Source organism: Chryseobacterium sp. JJR-5R (assembly GCF_034047335.1).
GTDB lineage: Bacteria > Bacteroidota > Bacteroidia > Flavobacteriales > Weeksellaceae > Chryseobacterium.
This window is the reverse complement of the sequence record NZ_CP139137.1, coordinates 1,319,195-1,338,545: the sequence shown is the minus strand read 5'-3', so window position 1 is coordinate 1,338,545 and position 19,351 is coordinate 1,319,195. Positions and strand designations below refer to the sequence as shown.

Annotated in this window: 13 protein-coding genes; 3 read left to right on the top strand and 10 right to left on the bottom strand. The window is 39.5% G+C overall.

Going from position 1 to position 19,351, the window contains the following annotated elements; translation table 11 throughout:
• Positions 1-25 precede the first annotated feature (25 nt).
• The gene (locus tag SD427_RS06155) at positions 26-2,764 is read right to left on the bottom strand and encodes a fibronectin type III domain-containing protein (RefSeq protein ID WP_320560399.1); all 2,739 of its coding nucleotides are present in this window, start codon (positions 2,762-2,764) and stop codon (positions 26-28) included.
• A 290-nt stretch (positions 2,765-3,054) separates the two neighbouring features.
• Between SD427_RS06155 and rplS the strand changes: the two genes are divergently transcribed.
• On the top strand, positions 3,055-3,411 hold the full coding sequence (rplS, locus tag SD427_RS06150) for a 50S ribosomal protein L19 (RefSeq protein ID WP_027386339.1): 357 nt from the start codon (positions 3,055-3,057) through the stop codon (positions 3,409-3,411).
• A 157-nt stretch (positions 3,412-3,568) separates the two neighbouring features.
• On the opposite strand, the gene SD427_RS06145 is transcribed toward rplS, so the two are convergent.
• The 8 genes from SD427_RS06145 to SD427_RS06110 all read right to left on the bottom strand — a co-directional run bounded on the left by SD427_RS06145 (position 3,569) and on the right by SD427_RS06110 (position 16,305).
• Positions 3,569-4,564, bottom strand: coding sequence for an alpha/beta hydrolase (locus SD427_RS06145; protein ID WP_320560398.1), 996 nt, complete (start codon positions 4,562-4,564; stop codon positions 3,569-3,571).
• 86 nt (positions 4,565-4,650) lie between these two features.
• Positions 4,651-5,631, bottom strand: coding sequence for a DMT family transporter (locus SD427_RS06140; RefSeq protein ID WP_320561022.1), 981 nt, complete (start codon positions 5,629-5,631; stop codon positions 4,651-4,653).
• A 134-nt stretch (positions 5,632-5,765) separates the two neighbouring features.
• Positions 5,766-8,378 (bottom strand): T9SS-dependent M36 family metallopeptidase, encoded by a 2,613-nt coding sequence (locus SD427_RS06135; protein ID WP_320560397.1) that lies wholly within the window; start codon positions 8,376-8,378, stop codon positions 5,766-5,768.
• Between the two features lie 125 nt (positions 8,379-8,503).
• A complete protein-coding gene (locus SD427_RS06130; RefSeq protein WP_320560395.1) occupies positions 8,504-11,116 on the bottom strand; it encodes a T9SS-dependent M36 family metallopeptidase in 2,613 nt (870 codons plus the stop codon).
• A 380-nt stretch (positions 11,117-11,496) separates the two neighbouring features.
• Positions 11,497-13,302 (bottom strand): 30S ribosomal protein S1, encoded by a 1,806-nt coding sequence (gene rpsA, locus SD427_RS06125; protein ID WP_320560394.1) that lies wholly within the window; start codon positions 13,300-13,302, stop codon positions 11,497-11,499.
• A gap of 211 nt (positions 13,303-13,513) precedes the next feature.
• Positions 13,514-14,119, bottom strand: coding sequence for an NAD(P)H-dependent oxidoreductase (locus tag SD427_RS06120; RefSeq protein WP_320560393.1), 606 nt, complete (start codon positions 14,117-14,119; stop codon positions 13,514-13,516).
• A 47-nt stretch (positions 14,120-14,166) separates the two neighbouring features.
• Positions 14,167-15,309 (bottom strand): aldo/keto reductase, encoded by a 1,143-nt coding sequence (locus tag SD427_RS06115; RefSeq protein WP_320560392.1) that lies wholly within the window; start codon positions 15,307-15,309, stop codon positions 14,167-14,169.
• Between the two features lie 123 nt (positions 15,310-15,432).
• On the bottom strand, positions 15,433-16,305 hold the full coding sequence (locus SD427_RS06110) for a helix-turn-helix domain-containing protein (protein ID WP_320560391.1): 873 nt from the start codon (positions 16,303-16,305) through the stop codon (positions 15,433-15,435).
• Between the two features lie 132 nt (positions 16,306-16,437).
• Here SD427_RS06110 and SD427_RS06105 point away from each other — a divergent pair, with 132 nt between their 5' ends.
• Positions 16,438-17,745 carry a DEAD/DEAH box helicase gene (locus SD427_RS06105; protein WP_320560390.1) on the top strand — a complete coding sequence of 436 codons (1,308 nt, stop codon included), beginning with the start codon at positions 16,438-16,440 and terminating at the stop codon, positions 17,743-17,745.
• Between the two features lie 135 nt (positions 17,746-17,880).
• Here SD427_RS06105 and SD427_RS06100 read toward each other — a convergent pair whose 3' ends face one another.
• On the bottom strand, positions 17,881-18,774 hold the full coding sequence (locus SD427_RS06100) for an SMP-30/gluconolactonase/LRE family protein (protein ID WP_320560389.1): 894 nt from the start codon (positions 18,772-18,774) through the stop codon (positions 17,881-17,883).
• Positions 18,775-18,994: 220 nt separating this feature from the next.
• On the opposite strand from SD427_RS06100, the gene SD427_RS06095 reads away from it, so the two are divergent.
• Positions 18,995-19,339 carry a MerR family transcriptional regulator gene (locus SD427_RS06095; protein ID WP_320560388.1) on the top strand — a complete coding sequence of 115 codons (345 nt, stop codon included), beginning with the start codon at positions 18,995-18,997 and terminating at the stop codon, positions 19,337-19,339.
• Positions 19,340-19,351 lie beyond the last annotated feature (12 nt).

Here is a 19,351-nt window from a genome sequence, read left to right as displayed (position 1 = left end):
TTTAAGAGTATTCTGTACTCAACTATTATTGGATAATCAGTTTCAGCGTAAACAATTTCCTGGTATGGACTTTTACAAAATAAATTCCCTTCGGAAGATTTTCATTCACCAGAGAGAACCGCTGGTTGTTGATATTTTTAGATTCGTACAGCAAATCCCCGTTGACTGACATCAACTGTATTTTTTCAATCGGATAATCACTTTTAATAAAGGTCGGCTCACCCGGCTTGCTTGGGTTCGGATATAAAATCACATTTTTCTCTGTGCTCTTCACTTCCTCTGTTCCCAGCGATGTCCCGGAAACCTGGAACTGAACCCTGTTTGAAACTTCTGTATAGGAATCATTGGTAAACATCACCAGGTAATAGCTGCCCGGCGTTGCAGGAACTGCTGTGCCCTGAATGGTTTTTGTTCCCTGGGTGATTCCGTCGAAATAGGTATATGAAACAAAATTGTCATCAGGTGTTGTCACACTTTGCGGATAAATTCCCAGCCAGTCTTTGATAATTCCCGGGGAATCTGTCCATGAAGCCGTAATATTTTCGCCCAATGTATACACCGGTTTGTTCGTCCAGAGCTCAGTTACAATATCCCCTACTTTAAAGAAAACCTTTTCTCCTACCGAGGTGTAGCCGTCTTCAAGAAAGTACTGGGCATAATAATATCCTTTCGGGAGCCCTGTGAAGTTAAGCGTTCCTGAAGCGGTGGTTACATAACTCCATTTTACGGAAGGTGTTGGCCCGGGAACCTGACCCATTTTATAAATCCCGATCCAGTCTTTTGTAAGGTTAGGACCGTTGTTAAAATTCAGAACCACAGTTCCGCCTACGGGATATTCATCTGCACTTGTATTTAAAACAACTTTCGGCCCTACATAAAAGCTTTTTCTGGGCGCAATATCCGTGTAGCCATTATTGGCAAAGAACCCTGCAAAATACTGGCCTTTGTTCGGCAACCCATTATTGATGGTAACCGTTCCTGAAGTCTGCCCGTTGGTATACACATACGCCTGTGAAGTTACAGAGGCCGGAGTCTGCCCTTTCTTATAAATACCTACCCAATCCTGGTTATTCCCGGGACCGTCTGTAAAAGTTGCCGTAATCGGTTCGTTCTGAAGATATTCGGTTTTATTCAAAGTAAAAGTCGGGTTGGATACCATACTTCCTGTTACTTCAAACTGTTTTGCATCGCTCCAGTCACTCCACTCCAGGTTCCTGTCCCGGTAACGGACTTTTACATAATAGACCCCGTTGGTTATTGAATTGGCTGCAATCTCTGCTTTTGTAATATCAACATTGGCATTCAGGTTCTTTGTGAGATCCGGCGTTCCGTTTCCGTCTTTCCCGAACCAGTTTTCATAATCGCGGTACAGTTCTTTTTCAACCACAGAGAAATCTGACGCTTTGCTGATCAGGAATTGTGTGGTGTTCAGTAATTCCCCGTTTGTTGTTGAAAAAGTGCTGCCGTTCAAGGTTAAAGGTAAAGTTACGGGAGCGGTAAAAATATTCGTAACCGACGGCTTGACAGGCTTAGGCTGATTTTTATACCGATGAAAGGTATCCACCAGCTCATTGTATTTCTTATGGTAAACACCTCCGATTGAATAAGACTCGATATCGACTTTCCCTGTATTGACATCAACCTCGACAATCTGATATGTCCAGTCGGTTAATGTTTTCTGAACATCATCAAAATCCTGTTCATTGGACATTCCCCAGTATTGGTCCCAGGCCGTGCCTCCTGAAATGATCTGGTAATTCGGGGTGTTTTTCAACTGTCCCCTGTGGTATAAATGGTGATGGGCTCCTACATGCATCAGGTATTTATTGGATGTTGTCAGAAGCGGGACGGCAGTATTTCTTACCCAGGTTGAAATATCCCCTACATATTGCTCCGCCTGGTAAGGCCTGTGGCTTAAAGAAATAATCCAGTCTACTGTAGGATCATTGTTGGCTTCATTCAACACCTGCTGAAGCCAGGTCTGCTGTGCGGTACCCGTATGTTCCGAGCTCAGGCTTACAAACAAAACGTTTCCGGCCTGCTGGGCATAATAATTCTCATTTCCCGAAGAGATATTTTTGTACTTAATCTCATCAATATAAAAATGGGCATAATAGGAATTCATTCCCAGTGTCCCGTAGGTTTCATGATTTCCCACCGTGGTCTGGATCGGAAGGTATGGCGAAAGTTTGATGTTCTTTTTGAAGTGTACGTTCTCATAATGATCCAGCGTGCCTACATCCACCTGGTCTCCCACCATAAATGTCAAAGCAATATTATCCGAAGGGTCTGAATTCGCTCCAAATTTTTCCTTTAGCTTTTTATATGCATTTAAGGTTAAGGAATCGTACCTCGGTTCAGCCTTGATCTGGTTGTCTCCCATAATCAGGAACCGGATTTTCCCGTTTGCGGTAGCCGCCTGCCCCGGTAAAGGAAGTGTCCGGAAATTGTATACTGCAGATTCGCTGGTGCCGGTTTTAATTTTATAATAATATTTCGTATTCGGCTGAAGGCCGGTAATTTTTGCGGTATGGTAATAATAATTGTTATTGTAACCGGTATCTGAAAAAATATTGGTGGTCCCGGTAACGGTAACGTTCAGATTAGCCGGTGAAGTTCCGTACGTGACTGTGGTTTCATTATTAGATGCCGTTTTCCAGGTAACAATCATGGAATTGGGTGTCGGATTCTGAAGATAGGGAAATAAAGACTGCCCAAATGCGATCTGGACGACAAAGAAGAAAAAGAGAAGATAATGTTTCATAAAATTTCAGTTTTAAGTTTTAGGTCCGTTTACAAGGTGAACTGTATGGCCCAGAGCATGTACGGACAGGTTTTTATCACCCGGCAAAACTATAACTGCCATATAAACTAAGGCTGATGGCAACTTAAAGGAAATGTTAATTTTAAGTCAGAATTGCATGCGGAACTTCATTATTTTTAATAAACAATTATTTTGAATATTTAAAAAGTATTTATATATTTGCAACCTGTTATTCAACCTCTGACGAAGTCCGTGTAAGTTGCTTAGCCTAAACATTTTATTTATTAATAATGGATTTATTAAAGTACGTACAAGACAAGTACATTACAAAAAAAGAATTCCCTGAATTCAAAGCCGGTGATACCATCACTGTGTATTACGAGATTAAAGAAGGCCAGAAAACAAGAACTCAGTTCTTCAAAGGAACGGTAATCCAGTTGAGAGGTGCAGGATCTACAAAAACTTTCACCATCAGAAAAATGAGCGGTGATATTGGTGTAGAAAGGGTTTTCCCGATCAACATGCCAGCTTTGCAAAAAATTGAAGTTGACAGAAGAGGTAAGGTTAGAAGATCAAGAATCTACTACTTCAGAGATCTTAGAGGTAAGAAAGCGAGAATTAAAGACGCTGCTTACAAAAAGAAATAATTCAGACAACAATACATACGAAAAGCGACTGTTCCTATTGAGCAGTCGCTTTTTACTTGGCTAATTTTCAGGAGCTGTTTCCCGCTTTCCGCTGCAATCTTTTCCTTCAAAAAAGGATTTACGCTGCAATCGGGGCTATGATACTGGCCCAATTTCGCTATTTTATAAAACCATACAGCGCATTCCAGAATTTATCATACACTTCAATATGCGGAAGGTGCCCCACATTTTCAATTTCCAGCAGCCTGGACCCGGGAATCTGCTGCTGCGTTTTCTTTCCTAATTCCTGGTACTGCCCCATTTTATCCTGTAATTCTTTAGGAGCCCTGTCCTTTCCAATTGCCGTTCGGTCTCTGGTCCCGATAATCAGCAAGGTCGGGGCTTTAATATTTTTAAATTCATAACATACCGGCTGGTTATAGATCATGTCTGAAGTCAGTGCCGCATCCCAGGCTACTTTAGGGTAATCAGGATGGAGGGTCCAGCCTGCGATCAGGTCCAGCCAGGGCTGATATTCAGATTTCCATTTATTGTCATAATAAAATTTCAACTGGTAGTTTTTGTATGACTCAGCTGTGTTTTTTAATTCCGACTGATACGCATCATCAATGGTCTGATAGGATGCAAAAGTCTTGTAATCCTCCAGTCCGATCGGGTTTTCCAAAATTAATTTCTGTACCGTCTCAGGATACTGCAAAGTAAACCGTGTGGCTACCATCCCTCCCATGGAATGTCCCAGTACTATGGCTTTTTCAATTTTCAGTTCATCCAGAACCGCTTTTGTATTTTCTGCGAGCTGAGCAAAGGAAAACTGGTAATGCTGAGGTTTTGAAGACTTCCCAAACCCGATCTGATCCGGAATGACCACCCTGAATCCTTTATCCGAAAGATCACGTGCCGTTTTTTCCCAATATGCTCCGTTAAAATTTTTCCCGTGAAAGAGTACAATGGTTTTTCCGTTGGATGCTTTTGGCTTTACATCCATATAGGCCATTTTCAGATCATTATTCTGAGATTTAAGACTGAGAAAATATACTGTATAAGGATATTGATAATTGGCAAGTTCTGCATCCAGAGGCTTTACCTGCGAAAACAGTACATTGGAACCTACGGACAGCATCATGACCACAACAGCTTTCTTAATATATTTCATACAATTTAATTTAAAGATCTATAAAATTAAAAAAACCGCTTCAAAAGGAACGGTTTTCATTGTTATTTTTTATGGCTTTGCAGTTGTCATAATATTTCTGCAACAGCTGGTTCTTTTCTCGAAGGTAAATTCATCAGAACAATCGCAAAAAGTATCAGAGCAATGCCTACCCACTGGATAAACACTACTTTTTCTCCCAATAAAATAAAAGCCATCGTCACGGAAACCGGAAGCTCCAGTGAAGAAACGATGCTTCCGAGTCCCAATCCTGCATTGGGAAAACCGATGTTAAATAAAATCGGAGGGATAATCGTTCCGAATAAAGCCAGAACAAATCCATATTTCCATAAAATAGAATACCGGAACGCATGAATGTGTTCGGTGTTATCCGTAAAGTTCAGATACACTGATTTTAAACCTTCAAAATGAAGAGGCCCGAGCTGAGCAAAAAACAGGAAAACAAAAATGACTACGGAACCTCCGCAAAGCATGATGATGCTTTTTCTGAAAACCGGTAAATGAGTCGCTAATTTATTGGAGGTGAACATCGTCATTGTATAAGAAGCCGCCGCCATCAGGCCCCAGAAAATACCTTTTGCATCAAGATGAATTTCAGTGTTTATCAGATTGATGGCCAGGACCGTTCCTGTTAAAACGATAATTACGGATATAATTTTTCTGGCATTGGGTAATTTCTTTGTTAAAAAACTTTCCACCACAACACTGAACCATACCGACTGCATCAATAAAACAATGGCAATGGAAACATTGATATACTGTACCGACAGATAATAAAATAAGCTTGTACAGCCCAATGAAGTTCCGGCCAATATCAGATTCCTTACTTCTTTTGAGGTAGGTGAAGGCAGCGTTTTTTTAGAGGTAATGGTCTGGATAAAATTCAGCAGCAAAAGCCCGATTAATCCCAGGACAAACTGGGAGGTTGTTACCTCCGAAGTGGTATACCCTTCCTCATACGCAAGCTTCACAAAAGTGGCCAACATCCCATAGATGCTTGCGCCAATCCCTACAAACAAAACTCCTTTCAGTATATTCTTCTTCATAATTCTTTTTTCAGCCTGCAAAGGTACGACATTTTCAATAAGGTTTGTTTAGGACGTATGGCCTAAACAAACCCGGCACAAGCAAAGCTTGTGCCGGGTCAGAATAAGTGATGTATTATATTGTATTATATTACGTACTATTTTTTGATAAGAAGCTTGGTTGCGGCATCGATACCGATTCCTTTTACTTTTACCATATACGTCCCGTTAATTAATTTTTCTGTAGAAATGGCTTTCTTTGAATCCGGAGAAATTTTTTCTTCGGAAGAAACCAGTTTTCCGGACATATCATAAATTTCAACACTTGCTTTTCCTAATGTTTTATCCGGGAAGTTGATAAAGAATTCATTCTTGGCCGGATTCGGGTAAATGGATATGGTTGTATTTTTTACGCCGTTTACCTCATCGGTTGCCAGTACACAGTCTGCCGGCACACTGAAATCCTGAACCTGGTCATTGATGTTGGTTTTAGATCCTGCAGAAGCATTTACACCCAATCCTCTTTTCGCAAAAGTCCTCCAGATCATACAACGGTCTGCACCCTGTGTAGTTGCCAGTTCGGCTGTTAAAATTGCAGTTCTTCCATCTATGAAAGTCGGACTGCAGACCTGAAGTTTTAGTGCATCTGTAACCAATTGCAATACTCTGGAACTTCCGTTTGTTGTATTGGAAGTCACATTGGATGCATATCCATATTTCGCAACATATTGCCAGTGAAGGTCCCAAAGCATGGTTGCCCAAACAAAACCGATAGAGTGAACATTAGGAACCATAGTGGATCCATTTAAAAATTCCATTCCATTCGTATTTCCATATGTAAAACTATTAACCGCAAAATCCGGTGAATATTTAGCGGGCCGGATACCGTTGCCTGATATACCTTCACCTGACACATAGGTACCCATACCTCTAGGAACAGAAGCATTATCCCCAGGCTTATTAGTCAGCATTAATGCAAAAAAATCTGACCAGCCCTCTCCCATCTGTTCCTTACTTTGTGAAGCCTGTAAACAAGAATAGCCATTACCCGTTAATCTGTTTGAAATTCCATGACCATATTCATGAATCATAACTCCATTGTCAAAACTTCCGTCCTGTTTTGTACTGTATCCCATTGACACATTAACAGTTGTATTGTTGGCTAACAGGGATTTAATATACTCACCCTCTGTATTATCGATCAGCTCTGCCAGAATATAAACATTAGCATTAGTCCCACCCATATTTCCCGGAGCAGCTGAAGATGCAGCATTATAAATAACAGCACCTGTAGCACCCGCATTCTGCATATTTTCAACTTTGATGCTGAAATCACAATTTCCTCTTTCCGCAAGACCGATAAAACCACTTAACGAACCGGACGGTAAAGCAGTGCATGCATCTAAAACGGGTGATAATTTAACGCTGCCTGTTACAGGAACTCCTGTAATCTGCTGTCCGAACTGGGCAGTAAAAGAAACCGGAGTTCTTGCTGCTGCAGAAGCAGGTGCATTATAGAATAATTTTTGAGAATCATTTACCCAAAGATACATTTGCATTCTTCCGTTTCCTCCGTCCTGAGGTGTTGCAAAGTTTGCATTGTTATAATTGGAAACGGTATTTGTAGGTACAGTACCCCCGCCATCTTGCGCTTCAGCATTCACAAAATCATTTCCTAATCCGCCCAAGCCAAAATTATTATTCTGGAAGTTTCTTGCTGCCGGTGTAAAACCAAATTTATAGAAAATATCATGCACCATATTATTGGCATAAAACAGGTTGGTAATAGCGGCATCCTGGTTAGTTAAAGCAAGTGCCCCTGCCGTATAAGGAAAATTAAAGTTCCTGCCAGAACCGCCATCCGGTGTTATGCCTGAAAAAAGATCATCATCATATAAATCCTGATAGGCAAAAACATTATTTCCCTGAGTAGTCGTATAGTGAGTTGTTCCGTCAGAATGCCATCCTTCGGGTGAAGCTGTAAGATTCCACGGATTTGCAACTACTGATCTTGAGCCAAATGTGGGAGCTTCAACAGGGAAAGGAAATACATTATAAGACGCATTATCCGGAGCAAGTAACAGACTGGACTGTTGATGATTCTCTTTATTTAAAGGAAATGCCACTAACGCATGTTCATGGGAATGCTCATAAGGATGATCTATAAAATCGCAGCTCAGATTAAGGTCATTTTTTTCAACAACTTCTCCTGTAGCAGCGTTTACCAAGATGTCCCAGTAATTTGAAGTCTTTTTTTCAGGGAAGGTGAATTCATAGCACAAAATAAGCTTCTGATCTTTCTTTACATATACCAACTGTTGCTTTGCAAACAGCATATCTTTAGTATCAGCATCATGGAAATTCAGAATGGCAATTTTACCTGGATCTTCTATATTCGTATCTTTTGCGGCAGCTCTAAAAGCTGCTTCTCTGGTAATTGCAGGAACATTCGGATCCACGCTTTCATAGTCCTTTTCAAAAGAATCATTATAATAAGCAACCTGATTATTTTTTATTAGAACAGAACCGAGAGATCTATATACAGGTATTCCCTTATACATCTGCTGTATTTTAACAATATCAGCATTCATGCTTTCAGCATGGTCACTTACATCTATATTAAAATTATTAAGATCAGGTTTTTTAAATTCTCTGATTTTGTTTTGAGAGATATAGTCTTTAATTAATTTCTCATTATCCTGAGAAAATAAATCCGAAGATGAGAATACTGCCAAAGCAGCAAAAATCAGGGGTAGAGTTCTCTTTTTCATATTGATTAATAAAGGTGCTAATTTACAAATATTATTCAACCGAAAACTTTTTTAGTGATTCATTTTAAAATAATAATGACCATTCTATAAAGAACAGTCATTATAATATTATATTCAGTGCAACACTACTTTTTAATGATAACTTTAGAGGCGGCATCGATACCGATTCCTTTTACTTTTACCATATACGTCCCGTTAATTAATTTTTCTGTAGAAATGGCTTTCTTTGAATCCGGAGAAATTTTATCTTCGGAAGAAACCAGTTTTCCGGACATGTCATAGATTTCAACGCTTGCTTTTCCTAATGTTTTATCCGGGAAGTTGATAAAAAATTCATTCTTTGCCGGATTCGGGTAAATGGATATGGTTGTATTTTTTACGCCGTTTACTTCATCGGTTGCCAGTACACAGTCTGCCGGCACACTGAAGTCCTGGACCTGGTCATTGATACTGGTTTTGGACCCTGCAGAAGCACTTACCCCAAGTCCCCTTTTCGCAAAAGTCCTCCAAATCATACAACGGTCTGCACCCTGTGTCATGGCCAATTCTGCCTGCAGAATTGCATCCCTGCCCTCAACAAAGGTAGGATTACACGGCTGAAGCTTTAAAGCATTAGTAACCAGCTGAAGTACTCTGGAACTCCCATTTGTTGCATTGGCCGTTACGTCTGAAGAATACCCGTATTTTGCAACATACTGCCAGTGAAGGTCCCAAAGCATGGTTGCCCATATAAATCCTATGGAATGAACATCCGGAACAATCTGTCCGCTTGAGTTTGTATATTCCATTCCGTTACTATCAACGTATGTATAGTCATTGACCGTAAAATCCGGAGAATATTTAGCAGGCCTTATTCCTCCTCCCGAATTTGCCTGTCCGGCAGCATAAGTAGCCATACCTCTTGCAACAGAAGCATTGTCTCCCGGCTTATTAGTCAGCATCAAAGCAAAAAAGTCAGACCATCCTTCACCCATCTGTTCTTTATCTGCTGACGAATTCAGACAGTTTGCTCCGCCTCCTGTCAACCGGTTGGAGATTCCATGTCCGTATTCATGAATGACAATCCCATTATCAAAACTTCCATCCGGAGTTACACTGGTGGCGGGGTCATCTTTCAAAGTAACATTTACTGTGGTAGCCGTGGCAAGCTGGCTTTTGATATATTCTCCTTCTGTATTGGTGATCAATACTGACGGGATTGTAATGGTAGCATCTGTCCCGGACATACCGCCGATGGTATTTCCGTTAGCTGTATTGTTGTAAATTATCACAGCGTTTGCTCCTGCATTCTGTGCATTCTTAACTTTAACGGTGAAAGCGCAGGTACCTCTTTCCACTAAGCCGATTTTCCCCGTAAGTGAACCCGCAGGTATTGCTGTACATCCATCCAGTACTGAAGATAACTGAACATTGCCCGTAACGCCGGTAGGATCAAGAGGGTTTCCAAACTGGGCGGCTCCCGTTGCCGGCTGGCGTGGTACGGCTGTACTTGGTGCATTGTAAAAAAACAGCCTGTTTACAGTATTCCACATAAACATCTGCATCCTTGGCCTGTTTCCGTCACTGGGACTGGCAAAATTTGCGTTGTTCGTTCCTCCGCCATCCTGGGCTTCGGCCTGCACATAATCATTTCCTACACCACCCAGACTAAAATTGGCATTCTGAAAATTCCTCGCTGCCGGTGTAAAACCAAACAAGTAGAAAATATCATGGATTTTATTATTTACATAAAATAAGTTCGTAATAGAGGCATTCTGATTGCTGAACTGGTCTGCATTAATACTGAAAGGGTAATTGAAGTTTCTGGACGCGCCTGCATCCGGAGAAAGCCCTGGTATATTCGTAGCAGAACCATCTTCGTAAGCATACACATTATTCCCTCTTGTATTGGTATAGCGCGTTGTTCCGTCATAATGCCATCCTTCCGGTGATGCTGCAAGAATCCACGGATTACTGACTACAGACCTTGATCCGAATGTAGGAGCTTCTATCGGCAACGGAAAAATATTATAGGAAGCGTTATCAGGTGCTAAAAATGAAACTGCTGACTCCGACTGCTGCGTTTTATTAATTGGACCCACAAATGCATTGTGATTATGAGAATGGTCATAATCATGGGAATAAGCATCATGATGGAAATTACATGATACATTCAGGTCAGACTTGCTGATGATCTTCCCATTGGACGCATCTACCAGAATATCCCAGTAACTCGATGATCCCGGTTCAGGAAAAGAAAATTCATGCGCCAGTTTTAAGCTTCCCGCATCTTCTACATATACTAATCTCTGCTTGACAACTTTTATATTTCCCGGGTCAGGATCATTAAATCCGAGAATCGGATAAGATCCAATTTCCTGTTTTTGCAGATCTTGTGCAATTTTTTGTAATGCTGTAATTTTATTGACAGAAACGCTGTTCGGGGCTGCCGACTGATAATCTTTTAAAAATGTATCTGTATAATAAACCACTTTATTTTCCCTTATCAGCACAGTCCCTTCAGCATTATATACAGGAAAGCCATTGTACATCTGCTGAAATTTTACAACATCGCCATTCATTGATTTTGATGTATCCACATTTCCGATAATAAATCCGGTAAGATCAGATTTTTTATATTCCCTGATTTTATTTTGAGAAATATAATCTTTAATCAACTTCTCATTGTCTTGTCCGAACAGAACGGAAGGAATGATTGCAGAAACTGCAAACAATAGGGGTAAAACTATTTTTTTCATATACATTAATAGAGTCGCTAATCTACAAATATTTAATAATAAAATAACATATTATTTATATTTATTTAAAAATAACTCTACTTTATCGGCTATCAGAATAATCCTGTTTCTTTAAGCATTATATTTTTTCATATTAGAGCCCGTTTACATTCAGCTTAAAGTGCAATATCCTGCAGATCAGAGGTGATGAAGCAGATCTGAATACCCATAAAAAAACTGCTGGATCTTCTGGCGTGTATCCCGGAATAAGATTTAAACCTGCTTAAAAAATGTAAAGCTATGATTCTTAAACTGTCTTCTAAGGTTGAAAATGTAATATTAAAATAAAAAAAGCCACTCAAACGAGTGGCTCAATATTATCAAATGAAGTGATTAAAGGATTATTTACCTTCTTCCATTTTTCTTTTCAATTCTGCTAATGCATCGATATCTCCAAGAGTTGATCTTTCTTCATTGTTTGAAGAAGAAGACATGTTATTGTTGTTAGATCTGTTGTTAGAAGATTCTCTGGAATTTTTCTTTTCTTCGTCTCTGAAGATTCCTGTGTGAGAAACCACTACTCTCTTGAATTCTTTGTTGAATTCGATTACTTTGAAATCAGCCTCTTCACCTTTCTTGATTTTGGATCCGTCTTGTTTCTCCAATAATCTTGACGGGCAGAAAGCTTCAACCTCAACATCTTCAAACTGTACTGAAGCACCTTTATCATGTACTTCTACCGCCTTACCTGCATGGATTGTTCCTTCAGCATATTTGGTTTCGAAAGCATCCCAAGGGTTGTCCGTCAATTGCTTGTGACCTAAAGATAATCTTCTTGCCTGGATATCAAGTTCAAGAACGATAACATCTAATTTATCACCAACGGCACAGAACTCAGAAGGGTGCTTGATTTTCTTAGTCCAAGAAAGATCAGAGATATAGATCAATCCGTCAATTCCTTCTTCCAATTCTACGAATACACCGAAGTTGGTAAAGTTTCTTACGGTACCTACATGCTTGGATCCTACTGGATATTTAGCTTCGATATTTTCCCATGGATCTTTGTTTAATTGCTTGATACCAAGAGAAATTTTTCTGTCTTCTCTGTCTAAAGTCAATACTTCAGCTTCCACTTCATCACCTACTTTTACAAAGTCACCTGCAGATCTTAAGTGCGTAGACCAAGACATTTCAGAAACGTGGATCAATCCTTCCACACCAGGAGCGATTTCTACGAATGCACCATAGTCAGCAAGAACCACTACTTTTCCTTTTACCTTATCTCCAACTTTCATGTCAGCAGAAAGAGCATCCCAAGGATGAGCCTCTAATTGCTTCATACCCAACTGGATTCTTGTTTTCTCGTCATCAAAGTCAAGGATAACCACTTTCACAGTCTGTCCGTCTTCTAAGATTTCAGACGGGTGGTTCACTCTAGACCAGGAAAGGTCTGTAATGTGAATCAATCCGTCTACACCACCAAGATCTACGAATACACCGTAAGAAGTAATATTCTTAACAGTACCTTCAAGAACCTGACCTTTTTCAAGCTGCGCGATGATTTCTTTTTTCTGACCTTCGATATCGGCTTCGATCAATGCTTTGTGCGATACCACTACGTTTTTGAATTCAGGGTTGATTTTCACAACTTTGAACTCCATTGTTTTACCTACAAACTGATCGTAATCTTTAATTGGCTTAACATCAATCTGAGAACCAGGTAAGAATGCTTCGATTCCGTGTACGTCCACGATCATACCTCCTTTGGTTCTTGATTTTACAAAACCGTTAACGATTTCTCCAGTTTCGTGAAGTTCGTTTACCCTGTCCCAAGCTTTAAGCGTTCTTGCTTTTCTGTGAGACAACTGTAATTGTCCGGTTTTGTCTTCTCTTCTGTCAACCATTACTTCTACCTCGTCACCTACGCTCAGGCCCTGGTTGTAACGGAATTCGTTAAGAGAAATAACACCTTCGGATTTGAAGTTGATGTCTACGATTGCTTCTTTATCCGTTAATCTTACTACTCTTCCAACCAAAACGTCATTATCGCTCAGGTTGTTAAGAGATCCGTTGTAGATTTCTTCTAAATCGCTTTTTTCTTTTCTCGCATCTGCATCAAGACCAGATTCGAAAGAATCCCAGTCAAATTGTTCCGGTGCTACGTTTTGGTTTAATAAAACCTCTGCTGAATTTGTCTCTTTTGACATTTTCTAATAAAATTTGTATTCCTTCTTTTTTAACGGTCTGAATCAATGCGGATTTAAAAAATACGGAAGTAATTAATTTATAATAATTTACCTTTTCAGACCTCACCCACAAAAAGTGGTGCAAAGATATGAAATTTTTAAATACAATCAACAATATTTAAGGGTTAAAAGATTAAATATAAACAGCTGATTATCAAATCATATATCAATGTTACAAATCCAGAACCGCTGCCAAATGACCCGGATAGTTTTCCAGATCTTTCACCGGATCTCCGTCTTTAAAAATATCGTAACAATTGTATCCTGGCAAAATCTCAACTCCACAAAATTTGTAGTTGCTGGTAATATGTATAAAGACATCAGCGGTACTTCTACCCTGAAACAAAATTTGATCCGGATTATTAAAACTATCTTCAGGAGCATTCCAGGTGGCACAAACCATAAATTTTTTACCGTGTAATTTTCCACCTGTTCCATATTGTCGAGACGGATCTTCTCTTGTGCGCCCATCATCAGTAAGAAATTTTTGACTCATCAATCCGCTATTGAAAACTTCGTCCACATATTTTTTATAAATCCATGGTGCACCAAACCAGTTAACAGGTGTTTGCAAAATAATGACATCTGCTTCAAGATGTTTTTCTACTTCTTCATCAGCGTCATACCCATTTTCTACTTTAGTTTCTACGACTTCAAAACCTTTTTCTAAGAAAAATTCTTTAGCTTTTTGATTGAAAGCATCATTTAAAAGACCTTCTGACCAATTTGGATAAGTTAAATGAGTATTGATTAAGAGTACTTTTTTAGTTGAATTCATTGTAATTTATATTGATATTTAATTAATAGAAAGCCATCGTATTGAAGTTATTGGCAAAAAGTCATTTGCATAGCATTCATTCTACCGCCGTACACTGTCAATTTTGTAAATTCCGTTTCCAATTCCTGAAATTCCGATGCAGATAATTGAACATCGTACGCTCCTAAATTTTCATTTAAATGAGGGATATTTCTGGTTCCGGTAATGGAAACGATAAAAGGTTTTTTAGCCATTAACCAAGCTAATGCAATTTGTGATGTTGTTGCATTTTTATCGGATGCAAAACGATTCAGCAGATTTACAATCGGCATATTTGTAGCCAGGTTTTCAGGAGTAAATCTTTCGAAGGCTGAACGTAAGTCCAGTTTATTATCAAAAGGAGTTTGTGCGTTTAGTTTCCCTGTCAAATATCCCATTCCAAGCGGTCCCCACGGCACAAAACCAATTCCCAATTCTTCACATAAATCCAATACCCCATTTTTTTCTACGCTTCTTTCCATAAAAGAATATTCTGTCTGGATAGCGGAAACAGGCTGTACCGAATGTGCTTTCCGGATAGTTGCAGTATTTGCTTCAGACAAACCGAAATGCAACACTTTTCCTTGTTGTATTAAATCTTTAACTGCTCCCGCAACATCTTCAACTGGTACATTTGGGTCAACTCTGTGTTGGTACAAAAGATCGATATGATCGGTCTGAAGACGTTTCAAAGATGCTTCAACTGCTTTTTTAATGTGTTCGGGTCTGCTGTTTAAAGTGATGTTAGCCGCACCAATTTCAAAACCAAATTTAGTAGCAATCACAACTTTATCTCTGAAGGGTTTTAATGCTTCCCCCACCAATTTTTCATTGGTATAAGGACCGTAAACCTCGGCAGTATCAAAGAATGTAACGCCATTTTCATATGCTTTCCGGAGGGTTTTGATGCCTTCTTCTATTTTTGCAGGTGCACCATAATTAGCACTGATGCTCATACAACCCGCTCCCAATGCTGACACTTTCAGTTTTCCAAGATTCCTTGTAGCCATTTTATCTTTTTTATGATTGTTGATTTCATTGTTTGCTGAATCTTTTGTTGATGCAGACATCAAAGCAGGCACAAGCATCAATCCTGCTCCGGCAATTACACTTTGCTGAAGAAATTTTCTACGTGAATTTTCGCTGTTGTTTTTATTTTTACTGTCTTCCATTTTGTGATGTTTAAATTATTAAACAAAGGTATTTTTAGAAAAGCAGACCCGCGGAAACAGATTACCACAAAAAAAGAAACAAATTACTGATTGCGAAAAAACGCCTCTTGTGAAGGCGTTTTTCTATATTGGGTTTCTGTTCATCGCTTGCAACCGAAATTCCCTGGGCGTAAGACTAACTTGCTTCTTAAAGAATTTTGAAAAGTAGTTCGGATATTCAAAACCAAGTGCGTAGGCTATTTCGGCCGTATTCATTTTTTGATTTTCCAACAATAATTCTTTGGCTCTCTTTATTACAAAATCATGGATATTTTCCAAAGCTGATTTCTGCGTGAAATGTTTTACGATGTCACCCAGATAATTGGCGGTCAGACCCAATTTATCTGCAAAATACTGCACACTTGGAAGTTGTTTTACAGGTTGATTATAATAGTCTGCCAAGCTTTGCTGAAAACCGGTAATGATATGATTATACTGTTTCGGGTCGGTAGAAAACTGTCTTTTGTAGAATGCCTCTACCAATGACACCAGCACATTCACATAGGAAATCAAAACACTGAAATTTGTTTTTTCGCTGTCATGGTATTTTAACATCAACCTGAAAACGGTGCTCACGTCTTCCACCTCGTCATCGGTTAAATACAAGGCTTCGTGCTGTCCGTAATCCAAATACGTTTTAAACAAAAACCTGTTTTCTTCAATAATTTTTTTTGAAAGCTGCAGATACATTCCCGTATAAGTAGGTTCAGCATCCCATCCAGGTTCTATGATCAAATCCGGTGTATTGAAAAATATGGCTGAAACCGGCTCAACGTCAGGAGTTGATTTTCTCCTGTATTTAATTTTAATGGAAATTCTGTAAAAATCCACAACAACGGCTTCACAGGCGACAGTTATTTTCAGAGGGTCGTAATAGCCAACATCTATGTCATTATCCAGAGGTTCTGACAAACCAATTTCCTGATTATAAGATGTGAAGTCTTTGTAGATTTTCATCCGTTAAATTTACAAATTTATCATATTTATTTAGCCCAACAGCAAAACCGGGCAGGACAAAGAAATGCATTCAGCCATACTTCTGGAAACTTATCATTTTCTACCTGCAAGCTAAATTACTACCTTTGCACCATGGAACTACAATCAATTTATCAGAAACTGCAGATTCAGGACATGAACCAGATGCAGAAATCTACCTATAAAACCACGGAGAACAATCAGGATGTTGTTTTGCTCTCGCCTACCGGTTCAGGGAAAACGCTGGGCTTTTTGTTTCCTGTGCTCCGGAACCTTACAAAAGAGGCTTCAGGGATCCAGGCTCTAATCCTGGTTCCGGCAAGGGAACTGGCTTTGCAGATTGAGCAGGTTTTCAAATCCATGGGGACGGATTTTAAAGTTTCCGTATGTTACGGAGGCCATGATAAAAAGATTGAAGTCAATAATTTAACTGAAGCTCCGGCAGTTTTAATCGGAACACCGGGAAGAGTGGTTTATCATTTAAGAAATAATAATTTTGACCCGGCAACCATTCAGACCCTGGTACTGGATGAGTTTGACAAAGCACTGGAGCTGGGCTTCCATGAAGACATGGAGTTCATTTCCAACTCCCTGAAAGGGCTTTCGCAAAGAATTTTAACGTCGGCAACGGCAATGGACGAAATTCCAAAGTTCACGGGCCTGAAAAATGAAAAAACCATTGATTTTTTAAAACTAAGCGAAGTAAAACCGGATATTCAGTTAAGAAAAGTAATGACGATCTCCGAGGAGAAACTCGATACTTTATTTAATCTGATCTGTAAAATCGGGAACAAAAGAACCCTGATTTTCTGCAACCACCGTGAAGCGGTTGACCGGATTTCCGAACTTCTGCGTGAAAAAGGAATCGACAGGGAAACCTTCCACGGCGGGATGGAACAGGATGAAAGGGAACGGGCTTTACTGAAATTCAGGAACGATTCTGCAAGGATTCTGATTACCACCGACCTGGCTTCAAGGGGCCTGGATGTTCCTGAAGTGGAATCGATTGTCCATTATCAGCTGCCTCCGAAAGAAGATGCCTTTATCCACAGGAACGGGCGTACGGCGAGGATGAATGCCAAAGGTTCCGCTTATCTAATCATGACTGCGGAAGAGAATTTCCCGTTTATCAAAAGCAATACGCCTGAGGAAAGTGTTGAGGGATTTACCGAAGTTCCGGAGAAAACGCCGTTTCAGACGGTTTACATCAGTGCCGGAAAGAAAGACAAAGTCAATAAGGTGGATATCGTAGGCTATTTGATTAAAAAAGGTGAACTCCAGAAGGAAGACATAGGCCTGATAGAGGTAAAAGATACCACTTCCTATGTTGCCGTTTCCAGAAATAAAGTGAATATGCTGCTAAGAAAGCTGGGCAATGAAAAACTGAAGGGTAAAAAAATAAAAATGGAAGTTGCGTACTAATTAATTACAATCTTTAAATTTTGTCTGGCAATTGGCAATTGACAATTAATTTGACTTAATCATAAAAGCGGGCATTGGCCCGCTTCTTCTGTATTATCTGATTATGATTATATCAATAATAAAATCATGAACGTTTTATCTTACGCCTTTTACTTTTGTGGGTAAGGTATACACTGATTTTGAAGCCGTGATAAAGAGTATGTCATGATGCTTCCCGCCGAACGTTACATTGGAAGTCCATTCTTCATTGACAGGAATGTGATGGATCTTCTGCCCTTCACGGTTAAAGACATGTACGCCGTCTCCTGTCAGATAAAGATTCCCGTGCTTATCCAGTGTCATTCCGTCTGAACCCATTTCACAGAACAGCTTTTTTTCAGACAATTTTCCTTCTTCTAAAATATCATATTCGTAGGTTTTGCCGGCTTCAATGTCAGAAACATAGAGTTTTTTAAATTTTTCGCTTCCTATGATGCCATTAGGCTGTGTAAATGTTTCAATTTTTTTCACTTCACCGTCCTTGCTCCTGTAATAAAGGCTTTTATGCGGCGTTTCCTGCTTGAAATCTACCCAGTAGTCTCTTTCATATAACGGATCCGTGAAATACATGCCGCCGTGGGCATCATTCCAGATATCGTTGGGGCCGTTCAGCCTTTTGCCTTCAAAGTGGTTCAGCAGAACCTCTGTTTTTTTATCTTTTGAAATTTTCCAGATTTCCCCTTTATGGTCAGAACAGGTGATAAGGTAGCCGTCCTTGTCAAAATGCATCCCGTTGGCCCGGCCTGTCCGGTTCATAAACTCATTCACCGTATTGGTTTTCCAGTCCCAGTAATAAATCTTGTCATTAGGCTGGTCCGTAAAATAAACATTTCCTTCTTTATCCGAAGACGGGCCTTCTGCAAAACTGAATTTGTCCGAAACCCTATCCGGTTTACGATCTTCATAAAACATATTTGTGGTATTTAATGATTGGCAGTTAGCCAATACGAAAACCAAACCAATATAGCCCGTACGCAGGATATTTTTCATACTTCATTCTATTTTAAAGCATACAATTTACGATTTTTTCTTATTTTGGGACTGCAATCAATCAATTTAAAAATCCCCGATTTCTTTGATTTTAATAATAATGGATGTTCTTTCCGGTCTGTATGAAAATTTACCTTATGATAGTTAAAACCCACTTTTTCCGTATTGTATTGATCCTTAAATTTAAAAAATATTTATCTTTGATGATTAGATTCTGACAATGAAGATCAATTTACCCGATAAACTGTATTATTCCATAGGAGAAGTGGCCAAGGCCTTTGATGTCAATGCTTCACTGATACGGTATTGGGAACAGGAATTCCCGATCATTAAACCTAAGAAAAACAAAAAAGGCAACCGGTATTTTACTCCGGAAGATATCAAGAACCTCCAGATGATCTACCATCTGGTTAAAGAAAAAGGCTACACGCTGGACGGCGCTAAAGTTGCCCTTACCACCAACAGCAGGATCTCCGAGACCATTACGCTTATCGACAGGCTTGAATTTGTAAAGGCCGAACTTCTGAAACTGAAAGATTCCCTGGCAGAAAAAGACAGTGAATAGTTAAAAATTTTA

Bases quoted from the DNA above. Each gene is read 5' to 3' on its own strand.
- SD427_RS06155 (WP_320560399.1), bottom strand. From the start codon at position 2,764: ATGAAACATTATCTTCTCTTTTTCTTCTTTGTCGTCCAGATCGCATTT.
- rplS (WP_027386339.1), top strand. From the start codon at position 3,055: ATGGATTTATTAAAGTACGTACAAGACAAGTACATTACAAAAAAAGAA.
- SD427_RS06145 (WP_320560398.1), bottom strand. From the start codon at position 4,564: ATGAAATATATTAAGAAAGCTGTTGTGGTCATGATGCTGTCCGTAGGT.
- SD427_RS06135 (WP_320560397.1), bottom strand. From the start codon at position 8,378: ATGAAAAAGAGAACTCTACCCCTGATTTTTGCTGCTTTGGCAGTATTC.
- SD427_RS06130 (WP_320560395.1), bottom strand. From the start codon at position 11,116: ATGAAAAAAATAGTTTTACCCCTATTGTTTGCAGTTTCTGCAATCATT.
- rpsA (WP_320560394.1), bottom strand. From the start codon at position 13,302: ATGTCAAAAGAGACAAATTCAGCAGAGGTTTTATTAAACCAAAACGTA.
- SD427_RS06120 (WP_320560393.1), bottom strand. From the start codon at position 14,119: ATGAATTCAACTAAAAAAGTACTCTTAATCAATACTCATTTAACTTAT.
- SD427_RS06115 (WP_320560392.1), bottom strand. From the start codon at position 15,309: ATGGAAGACAGTAAAAATAAAAACAACAGCGAAAATTCACGTAGAAAA.
- SD427_RS06110 (WP_320560391.1), bottom strand. From the start codon at position 16,305: ATGAAAATCTACAAAGACTTCACATCTTATAATCAGGAAATTGGTTTG.
- SD427_RS06105 (WP_320560390.1), top strand. From the start codon at position 16,438: ATGGAACTACAATCAATTTATCAGAAACTGCAGATTCAGGACATGAAC.
- SD427_RS06100 (WP_320560389.1), bottom strand. From the start codon at position 18,774: ATGAAAAATATCCTGCGTACGGGCTATATTGGTTTGGTTTTCGTATTG.
- SD427_RS06095 (WP_320560388.1), top strand. From the start codon at position 18,995: ATGAAGATCAATTTACCCGATAAACTGTATTATTCCATAGGAGAAGTG.